Source organism: Bacillus sp. 491mf, assembly GCF_900112415.1.
Lineage (GTDB): Bacteria > Bacillota > Bacilli > Bacillales > Bacillaceae_G > Bacillus_A.
In genome coordinates, this window is record NZ_FOLV01000001.1 from 193,732 (window position 1) to 210,321 (window position 16,590).

At 36.4% G+C, this 16,590-nt stretch carries 14 protein-coding genes; 13 read left to right on the forward strand and 1 reads right to left on the reverse strand.

Features of this window, described 5'->3' with window-relative positions:
• Positions 1–64: 64 nt before the first annotated feature.
• From BM211_RS01080 to BM211_RS01090, 3 genes are all read left to right on the forward strand, one after another.
• Positions 65–565: a YceD family protein gene (locus BM211_RS01080; protein WP_035429163.1), complete on the forward strand. Its 501-nt coding sequence runs from the start codon at positions 65–67 to the stop codon at positions 563–565.
• Positions 566–626: 61 nt separating this feature from the next.
• A complete protein-coding gene (rpmF, locus tag BM211_RS01085) occupies positions 627–800 on the forward strand; it encodes a 50S ribosomal protein L32 (protein WP_001984764.1) in 174 nt (57 codons plus the stop codon).
• 127 nt (positions 801–927) lie between these two features.
• Positions 928–1,449 (forward strand): RsfA family transcriptional regulator, encoded by a 522-nt coding sequence (locus BM211_RS01090; protein ID WP_035429162.1) that lies wholly within the window; start codon positions 928–930, stop codon positions 1,447–1,449.
• Positions 1,450–1,478: 29 nt separating this feature from the next.
• On the opposite strand, the gene BM211_RS01095 is transcribed toward BM211_RS01090, so the two are convergent.
• Complete coding sequence (locus tag BM211_RS01095; protein WP_090994637.1) at positions 1,479–1,949, reverse strand: N-acetyltransferase; 471 nt, start codon at positions 1,947–1,949, stop codon at positions 1,479–1,481.
• A gap of 496 nt (positions 1,950–2,445) precedes the next feature.
• On the opposite strand from BM211_RS01095, the gene BM211_RS01100 reads away from it, so the two are divergent.
• The 10 genes from BM211_RS01100 (at position 2,446) to spoVE (ending at position 16,528) form a co-directional block, all read left to right on the forward strand.
• Positions 2,446–3,324, forward strand: coding sequence for a 2-dehydropantoate 2-reductase (locus BM211_RS01100; protein ID WP_090994639.1), 879 nt, complete (start codon positions 2,446–2,448; stop codon positions 3,322–3,324).
• Between the two features lie 81 nt (positions 3,325–3,405).
• The gene (gene bshC, locus BM211_RS01105; protein WP_090994641.1) at positions 3,406–5,022 is read left to right on the forward strand and encodes a bacillithiol biosynthesis cysteine-adding enzyme BshC; all 1,617 of its coding nucleotides are present in this window, start codon (positions 3,406–3,408) and stop codon (positions 5,020–5,022) included.
• Between the two features lie 384 nt (positions 5,023–5,406).
• Positions 5,407–6,339 (forward strand): 16S rRNA (cytosine(1402)-N(4))-methyltransferase RsmH, encoded by a 933-nt coding sequence (gene rsmH, locus BM211_RS01110; protein WP_035429158.1) that lies wholly within the window; start codon positions 5,407–5,409, stop codon positions 6,337–6,339.
• 15 nt (positions 6,340–6,354) lie between these two features.
• On the forward strand, positions 6,355–6,717 hold the full coding sequence (gene ftsL / locus BM211_RS01115; RefSeq protein ID WP_035429157.1) for a cell division protein FtsL: 363 nt from the start codon (positions 6,355–6,357) through the stop codon (positions 6,715–6,717).
• A 19-nt stretch (positions 6,718–6,736) separates the two neighbouring features.
• Positions 6,737–8,914 carry a penicillin-binding protein gene (locus BM211_RS01120; RefSeq protein WP_035429156.1) on the forward strand — a complete coding sequence of 726 codons (2,178 nt, stop codon included), beginning with the start codon at positions 6,737–6,739 and terminating at the stop codon, positions 8,912–8,914.
• A gap of 83 nt (positions 8,915–8,997) precedes the next feature.
• Positions 8,998–10,914, forward strand: a complete 1,917-nt coding sequence (locus tag BM211_RS01125) for a stage V sporulation protein D (RefSeq protein ID WP_035429154.1) — start codon at positions 8,998–9,000, stop codon at positions 10,912–10,914.
• 437 nt (positions 10,915–11,351) lie between these two features.
• Positions 11,352–12,827, forward strand: a complete 1,476-nt coding sequence (locus BM211_RS01130) for a UDP-N-acetylmuramoyl-L-alanyl-D-glutamate--2,6-diaminopimelate ligase (protein WP_090994643.1) — start codon at positions 11,352–11,354, stop codon at positions 12,825–12,827.
• A 22-nt stretch (positions 12,828–12,849) separates the two neighbouring features.
• On the forward strand, positions 12,850–13,821 hold the full coding sequence (gene mraY, locus BM211_RS01135; RefSeq protein ID WP_035429150.1) for a phospho-N-acetylmuramoyl-pentapeptide-transferase: 972 nt from the start codon (positions 12,850–12,852) through the stop codon (positions 13,819–13,821).
• Positions 13,822–15,174, forward strand: coding sequence for a UDP-N-acetylmuramoyl-L-alanine--D-glutamate ligase (murD, locus tag BM211_RS01140; protein WP_035429148.1), 1,353 nt, complete (start codon positions 13,822–13,824; stop codon positions 15,172–15,174).
• A 256-nt stretch (positions 15,175–15,430) separates the two neighbouring features.
• A complete protein-coding gene (gene spoVE / locus BM211_RS01145) occupies positions 15,431–16,528 on the forward strand; it encodes a stage V sporulation protein E (RefSeq protein WP_035429146.1) in 1,098 nt (365 codons plus the stop codon).
• The last annotated feature ends 62 nt before the right edge of the window (positions 16,529–16,590 follow it).

Below are 16,590 nucleotides of genomic sequence, written 5' to 3' on the forward strand. Positions count from 1 at the left end.
AAAAATATTGACAAATATACAATGGCTAGCTATAATTTTGTTTGTTGCCTTGAGGTGATATGATATGAAATGGTCGATTCATCAATTGAACAAATATCGACAAAAAGGACTAACGTTAGATGAGATGGTAGATGTAAGTGAGCTGAAAAATGTTGAGAACGATGTTCGAGATGTTACTCCTGTTCATGTGACAGGTAGAGTTGATTTTAGTTCTAACAAATATACGTTTCATCTACATATAACAGGAAGCATGGTATTACCATGTTCTAGAACGTTAGTAGATGTAACATTACCATTTGAAATTGAAACAACTGAGGTGTTCTTAGTTTCGAAAGAAGATTATGAAACTGAAGCAGATTTTCATTACTTAGAAGGAGAAGTACTTGACTTACTCCCTGTAATTAAGGAAAATATACTATTGGAGATTCCAATGCAAATTTTCAGTGAGGATGTTTCAGAAGGAACACCGATGCAAGGTCGAGACTGGCAAGTGATTTCGGAAAAAAGCGAAGAAAAGCCTGTTGATCCAAGATTAGCAGGACTTGCGAAGTTTTTTGACAAATAATCAGAAGACCATTTCAGGCCTTCGTATGAAAATAACTTTCTCTTTTAAGGAGGTGGGAAGAATGGCTGTACCTTTTAGAAGAACTTCTAAAACAGTAAAAAGAAAGCGTCGCACGCATTTCAAATTATCAGTACCTGGTATGGTAGAGTGCCCAAGCTGTGGTGAAGCGAAATTAGCTCACCGTGTATGTAAAGCATGCGGTACTTACAAAGGTAAAGAAGTAATCAGCAAGTAATTGCAAAAATAAACGCAGGAGGGAAACCTCCTGCGTTTATTTTTTCGCTTTTCTTTACATGTTATTCTTCTATCTTTTCTAGTAACTGCATATGTTTAATAAAAAATGCATAAGGAGGACTAGAGAGATGGCAACAACAAGACAAGATGCATGGACTGATGAAGAAGATTTACTTCTGGCGGAAGTAGTGCTCCGGCATATACGTGAAGGAGGAACGCAACTTTCTGCCTTCAAAGAAGTAGGAAGACATTTATCGCGAACACCTGCCGCTTGTGGATTTCGTTGGAATTCTTACGTACGTAAACAATATAAAGAACGCATTGAAGAAGCAAAGCAAATAAGGAAAGCTGATAATTATGAAGTGCGAGAACAAAAGAAAGAGAAAGTGACTTCTCTTTCAATAACGTTAGAAGATGTAATTGTCTTTTTACAAAGCTATAAAAAAGAAGAAGAAAAAACGGAATTATATAAGAAGATTGAGGCATTGCAAAGGGAAAAAGAAGGACTTTTGCAGCAATTGTCTTTGTATGAAGAAGAATACCGTACTTTATTCGATTATATTGACCGAAAAAGAAACTCGATGGTATTAGAACCTTCTGAAAGAGAGAGAAACCGAGAAAAAGGAATACTTGAAAAAACATCAAAATAAAAACAGCTGTTATGCAGCTGTTTTTATTTTTAAGCAGATTCACTTTTTGTAACCGCATTCAAATTTACGTTTGGATGCCAAATGTAAAAATCGCTATCATCGATGGTTACTTTTTCGAAGTGTAATTTTTCCCAAAAATCAGCAGATTGGACGCGAGCAATCGTTTTGATAGGAAGGTTTAATTGTTTTACATAATTGACAAGCATCTTACCGAATCCTTGTTTTTGGAATGTTGGTAACACTTCGAGTTTAAAAAGTTCTACATAAGGGCTAGTTAACGAATTGTTGCTGGCCTGTTGTTTCGTATACAAGCTCATGCGAGCGATAAGAGAACCACCGTAATAAATTCCGTAAAAAGGGGATTCACTATCGTTTTCGATAATATTTGCTTGTAGATCTTCCAGCATAGATAATTCTTCAGCGCCACAACCCTTGAATTTTTTAAACTCTTCTAACGTTTTATAATTGATGAGCAAGCGCTCAACTTTTGGGAAATGCATAGAATCACATCCTTTTCTTGTTGTAAAATAAAGAAAAGTATAAATATTTACAATAATATTATAACGCATTTTTTTATTTTTATGAAGAAAAGAGATGATTCTTTCGATATTTTTTTTAGAAGTTTGCTAAACTAATTTTATAAACTATATAAATACAAATTAAAAATCCGACATATAAGCCCTCTTTTTTGAGGAGAGCGAGAGCATCTGGCTATGTATAATAGCGGTCAGGGCTTATTTCTGCCACCTGCAAGGTTTAAAAACAAAAAGAGTAAGTAGCGATTATGTTATATTCTGCATTGAAGCGACTTATGGATGTTCAGGCCCGTTGGTAAGGTTCTTAAATATGAGGGCTTAGGAGAAAGAGCTAGACAAAGATGTCGAAAAATTAAAATGGATTTATATATAGTAAAGCTTTCGTTAGTAGAAATTCTTTTTTTGTTTGCGGAAAGTTATTCATAATGTATAGCATGATGAAAATGGGGGCTTTGTAAAGATGAGGATTGGAATTGTTGGGCCAGGAGCAATTGGACTTCTTTTTGCGTTTTATTTACAAAAAAATGAGCAGGATGTCACACTGTACACACGAACAGCGGAGCAATCTGAGCGTTTGAAAGAGTCCGGAATTACATGTGTGCAAAATGGTATGCGGGAAACTGTATTTCCTCGTGTAAATCATTTAGAGAATATAAAAAATGAAACACATGATTATATATTTATTGCTGTAAAGCAATATCATTTAGAAGAGGTATTACCGTGTTTGCAAGCGGAAAAGCGACTTATCTTCTTACAAAATGGAATGGGACACCTTCATTTATTACAACAAATTCAAGGTGCTAGCGTTGCAGTAGGAATTGTAGAGCACGGAGCGAAAAAGGAAAATGGGAGTATCGTTCATCATACTGGAGTTGGTAGTACGAAATTTGGAATCATACATGGAGAGAGGAAGGACTTAGAGCTTCTGTTCACTGCATTTTCTTCGAGTCTATTCCCGGCAGTGGTTGAAAGTGATTGGAAGCGAATCATGATAAATAAGCTTGTCGTAAATGCGTGTATTAACCCATTAACCGCGTTGTTCGGTGTACAAAATGGAGAATTGTTGACAAATCCTTCGTTTCACAAAGTGATGAAGCAAGTATTTTCAGAAGTAATGGGAATAGTAGGTGACGTACAATGTAAAGAGTATTGGGATCGTGTATGCACAGTGTGTGAAAATACAGCTCATAACACTTCCTCTATGTTAACGGATGTACGCAATAATAGAAAAACAGAAATTGATGCAATTGTCGGTTATTTACTTGAAGAAGCAGAGAAACAACAAAAATCAGTTCCAACGCTGTCTTTTTTGTATCATTCTATAAAAGGATTAGAATGATAAGAGTTATTCTTTGCTTTTGCAACGAACATTGACTACAATTTGGTTGGTGAGAGATTCGGAGATGAAAGGAAGAAGTATATGGAGATAAAAGAAATCTCTGTCCCGCTTCAAGGAGTTGTTGCGGACTATTTGAAACATAAAAAAGAAATTCAAGAATGCTTTGATTATCCAGTAACGGAAGAGAGTTTTGTAAGACGTATACAAGATTTACGAAATAGACAGTATCCAAGACAAGAGTTAGTATCACATTTATTACAATATAATCAAGAATTAAATGCAGGAGAAAAAACGTTTCAAAATATCAATGCTTTGTTAGAAGAAGATACATACGTTGTTATAGGAGGGCAACAAGCTGGATTGCTAACGGGTCCTCTTTATACGATCCATAAAATTATATCTATTTTACAACTTGCAAAGGAAAAAGAAGCTTCGCTTGGCGTACGAGTGGTTCCTGTTTTTTGGATTGCTGGTGAAGATCATGACATTGATGAAATTAACCATGTGTTCGTTACGAAAAACGGAAAAGTAAAAAAGACAATTTTTCACGGACGTAACCTAAATAAAGCGAGTGCATCTGAAACGGAGATTTCCATCGAGGATTGTCAACATTGGATCGAAGAAATATTTAAAACATATCCAGAAACAAAACATACAAAGGATCTACTTCGTTTGGTAGAAGAATGTTTACAGCAATCACGTACATACGTTGATTTTTTTGCGCGTTTTATTACAAAGCTATTTATGCATTCGGGTTTAATTCTTGTAGATTCTCATCATCCTATCCTGCGGAATATTGAAGTTCCTTTTTTAAAAGAATTATTAGCACGCTATAAAAATGTGCAAGTAGCACTTAACGATCAGCAACGTATATTACGTGATTTGGACTATAAAACAATTATTGAAACAAAGCCGAATGTAGTGCATATCTTTATGGAGATTAATGGGGAACGTCTTTTGTTAGAGGAAGAAGAAGGGCGTTTTATTTGTAAAGAAGGGATGTATTCGTTTTCCTACGAGGAGATTATAAAAAGTATGGAAGATCATCCAAAACGATTTAGTAACAATGTTGTTACAAGACCGCTTATGCAAGAATATATTTTTCCTACACTTGCATTTATTGGTGGACCAGGAGAAATTGCGTATTGGAGTGAACTCCAACAAGTATTTCATGCGGTGGACTTCCAAATGCCGCCAGTTGTGCCTCGCTTGACAATTAGTTATATAGAACGCGATATTGAAACTGATTTACAGGATTTGCAGATTCAGGAGAGCGAAGTGTTCAGTACTGGTATTCCTGCACTGCGAGAAAAGTGGCTATCTAAGCAAGTTGAAGAGCCGATAGACAGTCACTTTATGAATGCGTCGGAGCAAATTGGAGCAATTCATACATCATTACAACAATTTGTTCAGAAAGTAAGTCCAGGTCTTCGAGATTTTGCGAAGAAAAATGAGTTGAAAATTATGCAACAACTTGAACTGTTAGAGCGGACAATTCAATCTGACTTAGAAAGAAAACATGAAGTGCAGCTTAATAAATTCAGAAGAATTGAGTGCTCATTACAACCGTTAGGTGCACCGCAAGAACGAATATGGAACATTTGTTATTATTTAAATGTCTATGGGCTTGATTTTGTAGAACGAGTAATGAAGCAAACTTATCGTTGGAATGGAAAACAGCATATTATAAAATTATAAAATCTTGCTCTTAAGAGCAGGATTTTATTTTATTTTGTGGAATTACCTGTAAAATAAATTGGTTTATTGATTATATGTATTGTAAAGTATATTGGTTGAAAATACACAACTTTTGAAGAATGGTTCTTTTTTGACAAAATGGAACAAAAAGAAAGTGAATTATCATCATTTTCGACATGTTTTTGTGAAATTTCCCGAAAAAGATGATAAGATTTAGTATATAATAAGATAAAACTTTAATTTAGTAGGAAGTGGAATTCTTACTAATTACTGACCACGCCAATCGGAATTTTATGGACAATTATCTTGATTCCTTTTCATTTTTGGAATTGGGGATAAAAAGATGACTTCAAAAGATTATTTTGTAAAAAAGTAGGTGCAACAATGTTTAAACATGTAACAGTGTTATTAAAAGAAACAGTAGATGGATTGGAAATTAAACCTAATGGTACATATGTAGATTGTACGCTAGGAGGTGGAGGACATAGTGCTTATTTACTATCTCAACTTTCTGAAGAAGGAAGATTAATTGCATTTGATCAAGATGAGGTTGCAATTCAAAATGCAAAAGAAAAATTCTCTTCTTATGACGGTCAATTTATAACTGTAAAAAGTAACTTTCGTTATTTAAAAGAAAAATTAAATGAATTAGGAATAACGGAAGTAGACGGTATTTTATTCGATTTAGGTGTTTCTTCCCCACAATTAGATACGCCAGAACGTGGATTTAGTTACCACCACGATGCTCCGCTTGATATGCGCATGGATCAAGATGCCCCGCTAACAGCATATGACGTTGTAAATAGTTGGTCATATGAACAACTTGTAAGAATCTTTTTTCAATATGGTGAAGAAAAGTTTTCAAAGCAAATTGCAAGAAAAATTGAAGCATACCGTGAAAATAAATCAATTGAAACAACTGGAGAACTAGTGGAGTTAATTAAAGAAGGGATTCCTGCCCCGGCTAGGCGAACGGGAGGACATCCTGCGAAGCGAGTATTCCAGGCAATTCGTATTGCAGTTAATGATGAATTGAAAGTATTTGAGTACGCGTTAGAAGCGGCGATCGATATGACGAAAACAGGTGGTCGAATTAGTGTGATTACATTCCATTCGCTAGAAGATCGGATTTGTAAAACGACATTTAAAAGACATAGTACAACACCACAGCTTCCACCAGGATTACCAATTATTCCGGATGAATACAAGCCGAAGTTGAAGTTAATTACAAGAAAGCCGATTTTGCCTTCTGATGTAGAATTAGAAGAAAATAAACGAGCACGTTCTTCGAAGTTACGAATTGCTGAAAAACTATAAAAAGGAGAGAGAGGTATGTCAAATTTAGCCGTTAAGTACAAAAAGCAACAAGTGGAAATAGAAGTACAATCTCAAGCTCCGCAGCAAGTAGTACAGCCAACTGTCAAAACAAAAATTACAAGAATTGAAAAATTATTGTATGTTGCATTTATTGGCTTTTTATTATATACATGCGTAGCTGTTATTGGGAATAAAGCGGCGCTATATGAAGCTGATGCTAAAGTGACAGAGATGGAAAGCACCCTTATAAAACACCAAAAAGAAAATCAAGAATTACAAGCTGAAAAGGAAAAGCTAACACGTTATGATCGCATTGCAGAAATTGCAAAAAAACATGGACTTGAAATTAATGCGAATCATGTAAAAGGCTTAAATTAATAATAGGTGTGAAGAAAAGATGAATATACGTAAATTTCATACTAACAAAGGAGCAGGATTCTTCATTAAGGTGTTTCTCCTGCTCTTTTTTCTGTTGTTAGCGCGCTTTCTTTATATTCAAGCAACGAAAACAGTGCATGGAGTAGATTTAGAGACAATTGCACAGCAAAAGCATAATAAAAAAGGGGTACTTGAAGCAAATCGAGGAACGATTTACGATCAAAATGGTTACGTGCTTGCTCAGGATGCAAATTCGTATAAGATGGTTGCCGCACTAAAAGGACAAAAGTATGTGAAAGACAAAGATGATGCGGCAGAGAAAATATCAAAAGTACTTGAGGTTGATAAAAATGAAATTTTACAGTACTTAAATAAAAATGCTACACAAGTAGAGTTCGGAAAGATTGGAAAAGACTTAACGAAAGAAAAGAAAATTCAAATTGATAATCTGAAAATAGATGGAATATCGTTTGTTACAGAAAAGGCAAGAATATATCCGAATGGAAATTTTGCTTCTTACATACTTGGATTTGCAAAACCAAATGATGAAGGAATTGCAGAAGGGAAATTTGGACTGGAACAAAGCTTAGATAAATATTTAAGAGCTTCTAACGGAAGCATGAAGTATACAGGAGATACGAAAGGTATTGCGTTAGATGGTGGTAAACAGTCTGTGAAGCCTCCTAAAAACGGGGATAATGTATATTTAACACTTGACCAACGGATTCAAGGCTATCTAGAAGATGCGATGGAAGAGGCAGAAAAACATTATGATCCGTCTATGTTAATTGGAGTCGTAGCAGATCCGAAAACAGGAAAAATTTTAGCGATGTCTAGCAGACCGAGTTTTGATCCGAATCCGAATAATCGAGATATTCAATACTTTTTAAATGATACGATTGCAAACGCGTATGAACCAGGTTCAACGATGAAAATCTTTACGTTAGCAGCTGCTATTAATGAGGGCGTATATAAAGGACAAGATTATTATCAATCTGGTAGATACAAAGTGGGGAATGAGGAAATTAGAGATCATAATGGCGGATCAGGTTGGGGTTCTATTACGTTTGACGAGGGAGTAGAGCGCTCATCAAACGTTGCTTTTGCTATTTTAGGAAATGAAAAGCTAGGCCCTGATCGTTTTCGTCAATATATTCATAAGTTTGGTCTGGATGAAAAGACTGGTATTGATTTACCTGGAGAAGGCGAAAATACAATTTTATTTGATAAGAAAATCCAGCAAGTAACAACAGCATTTGGACAAGGTTCAACTGTAACTCCAATTCAGCTTGTACAAGCAGCTACTGCAATTGCTAACGATGGGAAAATGATGAAACCCTACATGATTGATCAAATTGTAGATCCGATGGATAATAAAGTTGTCTTGCAACACCGTCCAGAGGAAGTAGGGAAACCAGTTACAAAAGAGACTGCAACGCAAGTAAGGCAACTGTTAGAACGAGTTGTAACGTCACCGAAAGGGACTGGAACGATGTATAAACTTGATGGATATTCCGTTGGTGGTAAAACAGGAACAGCACAAATTCCGGATGGAAAAGGCGGTTATATGATAGGGAAAAATAATTATATATTCTCCTTCCTTGGTATGGCACCAATGGATGACCCACAGCTTGTCATATATTTAGCAGTTAAGCAACCTAAATTGAAAGACACTGAAAATGGTGCACAGCCGTTATCCGAAATGTTTAAATCTGTTACGAAAAATAGTTTGGAGTATTTGAAAATTAAGCCAAATGAAATAAAAGATGTGAAAAAACAAGGAAACCAGCAGCAAGCTACTGTTCCAAATGTAACGGGTAAAACAATGGAAGAAGCAAAAGGCATATTGGAAAAGGCGAAGTTCCGACCTGTTATTTTAGGAGAGGGAAAAATCGGACAACAAGTGCCAAAAGCGAATGAAAAAACGTTAACGGGTGATCGTGTATTCTTAGTAGGAAATCAACCGAAAATGCCGAATGTTAATGGTTGGGCCCTTCGTGATGTGATGAATTTAGCGAAAATATTAAATCTTGATGTGAAGCTTTCTGGTACAGGTTATGTAACTGAGCAAAGTGTCGCTGAAGGTACTCCTTTACAAGAAAGAACACAGGTAGAAGTAAAACTTGAACCACCTCTTGAACCGCAACAAGAAGCAGAGCGGGAACCAAATAAGAAGGAAAAGAAAGAGGACACGTAACATAGGAGAAATGAACGTGTTCTAATGAAACAAGTACAAGCATATATTGGAACAAGCTAGGCGTAAAGGAGGCTTGTTCCAATATGCGTGTATCAAATGTAACGGTAAGAAAAAGACTTATTTTTGTGCTGATTTTTGGTATACTTATTTTTACAATTATTGATATTCGTCTTGGATATGTGCAGTTTTTTCTTGGTAATCTGTTAACAGATCGTGCGAAAGATTCATGGAGTCGTAATATTACATTTGAACCTGAACGGGGAAAAATTGTAGATCGTAATGGTGTGGAACTTGCAACAAATAAAAGTGCACCAACTGTCTTTGTGGTACCAAGGCAAATTGAAAAACCGGCAGAGACTGCAGAGAAGTTAGCTGCAGTTTTAGGTGTGTCGAAAGAAGATATTTATCAACGCCTTACGAAAAAAGAGTCTATAGTCAGATTAGATAAAGGTGGACGAAAAATTTCTCATGATAAGGCGAAAGAAGTTAGAGCTTTAAGTTTAAAGGGTGTATATATTGCTGAAGATTCAATTCGATACTATCCGTTTGGTAAGTATTTATCACATGTGCTTGGCTTTGCTGGGAGTGATAATCAAGGGCTTATGGGGCTGGAGTCATATTATGACAAAGAATTAAATGGTGACAAAGGATATGTCCGTTTCTTTGCTGATGCGAAAGGACAACGCATGCCGAACATAGGCGATGATTATAAGGAGCCAGGCGACGGCTTGAATTTGAAGTTGACAATTGATTCGCGTATTCAGACAATTATGGAGAGAGAATTAAATATAACAGAGTCTACGTATCATCCAGATGGAATCGTCGCGATTGCAATGAATCCAAATAACGGTGAAATATTAGGTATGTCTAGTCGTCCGAGTTTTGACCCAGCGGATTTCAAAAGTGTTTCACCAGAAGTCTTTAACCGAAATCTTCCGGTTTGGAGTACATATGAACCAGGATCCACATTTAAAATTATTACACTTGCAGCTGCTTTAAATGAAAAATTAGTAGACTTGGAGAAAGATACGTTTTATGATGATGGAGCGGCAGAAGTTGGCGGTGCAAGATTGCGTTGCTGGAAAGCGGGGGGGCATGGCAGCCAAACGTTTTTAGAGGTTGTTCAAAACTCTTGTAACCCGGGTTTTATAGAACTTGGAGACCGTTTAGGAAAAGAAAAGTTGTTTCAATATATCCGTGATTTTGGATTTGGACAAAAAACAGGTATTGATCTACAAGGAGAAGGTAGAGGGATTTTATTTGATCTAAAAAAAGTAGGACCTGTTGAACAAGCGACTACAGCGTTTGGTCAAGGAGTCTCTGTTACCCCGATTCAACAAGTAGCAGCAGTAGCGGCTGCTGTAAATGGAGGCAAGTTATATCAGCCTTATATAGCGAAAGAATTCATAGACCCAACTACGAACAAAGTAATTAGTAAAAAAACACCTATTGCAAAGAAACAAGTGATTTCCAAGGAAACATCTGAAAAGGTTCGGTATGCACTTGAGAATGTTGTTGCGAAAGGTTCAGGTAACAAAGCATATATTGATGGATATCGTGTTGGAGGGAAAACAGGTACAGCACAAAAAGTAAAAGATGGTAAGTATTTGGATAACAACTATATCGTATCATTTATTGGATTTGCACCAGCGGATAATCCGCAAATTGTTGTATATGTCGCTGTAGATAATCCAAAGGGAGTTACACAATTTGGCGGAGTGGTTGCTGCACCAATCGTTGGGAATATTCTTCGTGATGTCTTACCGGTTATGGGAGTAGAGCCTAGAAAAGAGCAAATTGAAAAGAAATTAACTTGGGATGAGACGCCATTAGTAGAAGTCCCTAATATAGTAGGCTTGGATCGAAAGGAATTACAAAGTCAACTTGTTGATTTACAAATTGATGCCAGCGGTGATGGAAACAAAGTGGTTGAACAGTCTCCAAAGCCAGGTACGAAAGTAAAAGCAGGATCCAAGGTTCGAATATATTTTAATAAGTAAGTATCAAGGCATGTGTGTACGATATAGTAACACTCAACTAACAATATAAATACAAATTGAAAGACTGGCATAAAAACCCTTTTTCTTTTAGGAGGATGAGAGCATCTGGCCGTGCATTGGAGCGGTCAGGGCCTTTTCCTGCCACATACGGGGTTTAGAACAAAGAGAGCAAGCAAGTAGCGGTTATGTTTTAATCTGCATAGCAGCGACTTATAAAGAAAAGCGGAGCCGCCTGTTTAGGCCATTGGCTAAGGTTCTTATACATAAGGGCCTAGGAGGCAGAGTTAGACAAAGATGTCAAAAAATCAAAATGGTTTTTATAGTAGTGAGATGTTTGATTCACATTGCATGTTGGGTAAATATATGACATTCTTATTAATGGAGTGCTTTGATAGCATTAATAAGAGGTAAATAAAGAGTAGAGAGGATTTAAAGAAATGAAGTTGCATACACTCGTATCAAATTTGCATGATTTTCCAGTCATTCCAATAGAAAATCCAGAAATTACATCAATTGAAGCAGATTCACGTAAAGTGACAACTGGAAGTTTATTTGTATGTATAAAAGGTTATACGGTTGATAGTCATGAATTTGCTATGCAAGCAGCCGCGCAAGGTGCGGCTGCTATTGTTGCGGAAAGACCTATTGATGTTGACGTTCCAGTTGTACTTGTTAAAGATACAGTACGTTCTTTAGCAGTGTTAGCTGACTCTTTTTATGGACAGCCGACGCAAAAGTTACACTTAATTGGAATTACAGGTACAAATGGAAAGACAACAACATCGCATATAATGAACGAAATTATGCGCGCACATGGACATAAAACAGGGCTAATTGGGACGATTAATATGAAAATAGGTGATGAAACGTATGAGGTGAAAAATACAACACCTGATGCATTAACATTACAAAATACGTTCGCTAAAATGGTCGAACAAAATGTAAATAGCGCTGTTATGGAAGTATCTTCACATGCGTTGCGTCTCGGAAGAGTACATGGATGTGACTATGATGTAGCGGTGTTTACAAACTTAACGCAAGATCATTTAGATTATCATAAAACGATGGAAGAGTATAAATATGCAAAAGCCTTGCTATTTGCACAGCTTGGTAATAGTTATCATCATAATCGTGTAAAGTACGCTGTATTAAATAATGACGACGCTGCAACAATAGACTTTATGGAAAGTACAGCAGCAACAGTGATTACGTATGGGATTGATACAAAAAGTGATATTATGGCGAAAAACATTGAGATGACAAGTGCTGGTACGACGTTTACACTCGTAACTCCAAATGAAAGTTTTGACATCACGATGAAATTAATTGGGAAGTTTAATGTGTATAATGTATTAGCTGCAACAGCTGCATGTTTTGTTTCTGGTGTAGCGCTGCAAACAATTATCGACGTTGTGAAAGAATTAAAAGGTGTTCCTGGCCGCTTTGAAGTTGTTGATAGAGGACAAGATTTTACTGTCATTGTTGATTATGCGCATACACCAGATAGTTTAGAAAATGTATTGTTGACAACGAAACAATTTGCAAAAGGTAATGTGTATTGTATTGTTGGATGCGGCGGAGATCGAGATCGTACGAAACGACCAATTATGGCCAATGTTGCAATGAAATACGCAACGCATGCGATTTATACATCAGATAATCCGCGTAGCGAACACCCACAAGCAATTCTTGATGATATGATTGAAGGTATAGAGGGAAATAATTATGAAGTAATTGTTGATCGAAAAGAAGCGATATTTCATGCTGTATCAGAGGCAAAAGCTGGAGATATTATTGTAATTGCAGGTAAAGGTCATGAGACATATCAAATTATTGGTACAGAGGTACACCATTTTGACGATCGTGAGGTTGCTGGGGAGGCAATTGCACAACGTTTAAGCATGAAAGAATGACAACAAGAGAGGGGGACTAAATATGCTTGAACAAGGATTATTAATTACAGTTGGGGTGTCATTTTTAATTTCGGTTGCGTTGTCACCAATTTTTATTCCATTTTTACGTCGTTTAAAATTTGGGCAGAGCATTCGAGATGAAGGACCAAAATCACATCAAAAGAAATCGGGAACACCGACTATGGGCGGAATTGTTATTTTTATTTCAATTATGATTACGTCTATTATTATGATGTTTAAATTTCAAAAAAGTGCTGAGACGTACTTATTGCTTCTTGTTACATTTGGCTACGGTTTAATCGGATTTTTAGATGATTACATTAAAGTTGTAAAAAAACGAAATCTTGGTTTAACATCAAAGCAAAAATTGGTAGGACAATTTATTATTGCAGTAGCATTCTTTATCATTGCAAAAGGACAAGGATTTGATACACATTTAATGATTCCAGGTACGGAAATTAAGTTTGACTTACACTGGGCGTACTTTATTCTCGTGCTCTTTATGCTGATAGGAGCTTCAAATGCAGTTAACTTAACAGATGGTTTAGATGGATTATTAGCAGGAACAGCTGCTATTGCATTTGGTGCATATAGTATTATTGCATTTGCTCAGGAACAGTATACAATTGCTATTTTTTGTATGGCAGTTGTGGGAGCTGTATTAGGATTTTTAGTATTTAATGCCCATCCCGCAAAAGTGTTTATGGGGGATACAGGATCTTTAGCTCTTGGCGGTGCTTTAGCTGCTGTTTCCATTTTAACGAAAACAGAATTATTATTAGTTATCATTGGTGGAATGTTTGTTATTGAGACACTCTCTGTTATTATTCAAGTTGTGTCGTTTAAAACGAGAGGAAAGCGTGTATTCAAAATGAGTCCGCTTCATCACCACTATGAATTATGTGGTTGGTCAGAATGGCGAGTAGTTGTAACGTTCTGGTCAGTCGGACTTTTATTTGCCGTGTTAGGAATTTATATCGGAGTGTGGATGTAATTGAAAACGATAACTGACTATCAAAATAAAAATATTCTTGTATTAGGTATGGCAAAAAGCGGTTATGCTGCAGCTGTCTTATTAAAGAAACTTGGAGCAAATGTGATTGTAAATGATGGCAAGCCGCTTGCTGAAAACCCATTAGCGACAGAGTTACAAAGTCAAGGTATAGAAGTTGTATGTGGCGGCCATCCTTTAGAATTATTAGAAAAAAATATTTCTGTCGTTGTAAAAAATCCAGGGATTCCGTATTCTAATCCGTTACTAGTAGCGGCAAAGAAAAAAAACATTCCGATTATAACAGAAGTAGAACTAGCGTATCGCATTTCGGATGCTCCATTAATTGGGATTACAGGATCGAACGGAAAAACAACGACAACAACATTAACATTTGAAATGTTAAAAGAAGGAGAAAAACATCCTGTTATTGCTGGAAATATCGGCATGGTAGCGTGTGAAGTTGCACAAGGTGTAACGGAACAAGAAGTGGTTGTAACAGAACTTTCTTCTTTTCAATTAATGGGGATTGATACATTTCAACCGAAGATTGCGGTGTTGTTAAATTTATTTGAAGCACATTTAGATTATCATGGTACGAAAGAAGAATACGGTTTAGCAAAAGCGAATATCTTTAAAAATCAAAATGAAAATGACTATAGCATCATTAACGCTGACGATGAAGAGGTAATAATGTTGTCTGAGCAAAGTAAAGGACAAAAAGTGTACTTTTCTACGACGAAAGTCATTGAAGACGGTGCGTGTGTAAAGGACGGCGCTCTTTACTTCAAAGGTGAAAAAGTGATTGATGTTCAAGATATCGTATTGCCAGGGAAACATAATTTAGAAAATATCCTAGCTGCTATGAGCATTGCAAAGCTTATGGGTGCTGCAAATGAAGCGATTATAGCAGTCTTAAAACGGTTTACAGGTGTAAAGCATCGTTTAGAATATGTAACGACAATTCAAAACCGTAAGTTTTATAATGATTCGAAAGCAACAAATATGCTGGCGACAGAAAAAGCATTGTCTGCATTTACGAAACCAGTCATTTTATTAGCTGGCGGACTAGATCGCGGGAATGAATTTGACGAATTAATTCCATACTTTGAGAATGTAAAGGCATTATTTACATTCGGACAAACTGCACCGAAGCTTGTTGAAGTGGCAGAAAAGGCTGGAATGAAAGGTATTAAATGTGTCGATAATGTGGAACAAGCGGTACAAGAAGCGTTTGCTCTGTCTGAAGAAGGAGATATAATTCTTTTATCTCCAGCATGTGCAAGCTGGGATCAATTTAAAACATTTGAAGAAAGAGGAGACATGTTTATACAAGCTGTGCATAAGCTAGTATAAAGTGAAAGAATCATCAGTGGATTATTTCTGCTGATGATTCTTTTATAGATAAAATAATGTGAAATTTCTATCGGTGAGAGAGCTCATCTTCTACTGATGAGAAATCTTCACCAGGTTCTTACAGGCAGTTATTCACACATATCTTCTTTGATTTTGCGGTGGAATTAGGCTGCTTGCCTCTTGCCTAAATAAATGAGACTTCGGTTGTAAAAAAAGTATGGTTAACGAAAAGCTACATTCAAAGAGGTGATACTCATTGCCAACAAAAAAGACGCCTGACTTTATTCTTATAATTGTAACCTTGTTACTTTTGACGGTAGGAATGGTGATGGTATACAGCGCTAGTGCTGTATGGGCTTCGTATAAAATGGGAGATTCGTTCTTTTTTGCAAAACGTCAATTGTTATTTGCTGGGCTTGGTGTCGTTGCTATGTTTTTTATTATGAAGATTGATTATTGGGTGTGGCGTACATATTCTAAAGTGATTTTACTCATTTGTTTTGTTCTCCTTATATTAGTTTTAATTCCAGGTATTGGACTGGTGCGCGGCGGCGCTCGAAGTTGGATTGGGATAGGGGCATTCTCAATTCAGCCTTCGGAGTTTATGAAGTTTGCGATGATTATTTTTTTAGCGAAATTTTTATCGGAAAAACAAAAAATGATTACATCTTTTAAACGAGGATTGCTTCCTTCGCTTAGTTTTGTATTTGTTGCATTTGGCATGATTATGCTGCAACCAGATTTGGGAACGGGAACCGTAATGGTTGGCACTTGTATTGTTATGATTTTTGTTTCGGGAGCACGGATTTTTCACTTTTCCATGTTAGGACTAATAGGAGTAGCAGGATTTGTAGGGCTGATTGTATCAGCACCATATCGAATGAAACGGATTACATCTTATTTAGATCCATGGTCGGATCCGCTTGGAAGTGGATTTCAAATTATTCAATCGTTACTTGCAATCGGACCGGGTGGATTATTTGGTCTTGGTCTTGGGCAAAGCAGACAGAAATTTCTTTACTTACCAGAGCCGCAAACAGACTTTATTTTTGCGATTCTTTCTGAAGAATTAGGTTTTATTGGTGGTTCGTTTGTGTTATTATTATTTAGTCTGTTGTTATGGCGTGGGATTCGAGTAGCATTAGGAGCGCCAGACTTATATGGAACTTTTTTAGCAGTCGGGATTGTGGCGATGATTGCGATTCAAGTAATGATTAACATCGGTGTTGTAACTGGTTTAATGCCAGTTACAGGAATTACCTTACCATTTTTAAGTTATGGTGGGTCTAGCTTGACCCTTATGTTAATGGCGGTTGGAGTATTACTAAATATAAGTCGCCATTCTCGCTACTAAACCCTGTTTTTATGACAGGGTTTTTCGTATGTAAAAATAGAAACTAAGCGATTGACATATGA

Bases quoted from the DNA above. Each gene is read 5' to 3' on its own strand.
- mraY (WP_035429150.1), top strand. From the start codon at position 12,850: ATGCTTGAACAAGGATTATTAATTACAGTTGGGGTGTCATTTTTAATT.
- ftsL (WP_035429157.1), top strand. From the start codon at position 6,355: ATGTCAAATTTAGCCGTTAAGTACAAAAAGCAACAAGTGGAAATAGAA.
- BM211_RS01120 (WP_035429156.1), top strand. From the start codon at position 6,737: ATGAATATACGTAAATTTCATACTAACAAAGGAGCAGGATTCTTCATT.
- BM211_RS01130 (WP_090994643.1), top strand. From the start codon at position 11,352: ATGAAGTTGCATACACTCGTATCAAATTTGCATGATTTTCCAGTCATT.
- rsmH (WP_035429158.1), top strand. From the start codon at position 5,407: ATGTTTAAACATGTAACAGTGTTATTAAAAGAAACAGTAGATGGATTG.
- rpmF (WP_001984764.1), top strand. From the start codon at position 627: ATGGCTGTACCTTTTAGAAGAACTTCTAAAACAGTAAAAAGAAAGCGT.
- BM211_RS01095 (WP_090994637.1), bottom strand. From the start codon at position 1,949: ATGCATTTCCCAAAAGTTGAGCGCTTGCTCATCAATTATAAAACGTTA.
- BM211_RS01100 (WP_090994639.1), top strand. From the start codon at position 2,446: ATGAGGATTGGAATTGTTGGGCCAGGAGCAATTGGACTTCTTTTTGCG.
- BM211_RS01125 (WP_035429154.1), top strand. From the start codon at position 8,998: ATGCGTGTATCAAATGTAACGGTAAGAAAAAGACTTATTTTTGTGCTG.
- BM211_RS01080 (WP_035429163.1), top strand. From the start codon at position 65: ATGAAATGGTCGATTCATCAATTGAACAAATATCGACAAAAAGGACTA.
- BM211_RS01090 (WP_035429162.1), top strand. From the start codon at position 928: ATGGCAACAACAAGACAAGATGCATGGACTGATGAAGAAGATTTACTT.
- bshC (WP_090994641.1), top strand. From the start codon at position 3,406: ATGGAGATAAAAGAAATCTCTGTCCCGCTTCAAGGAGTTGTTGCGGAC.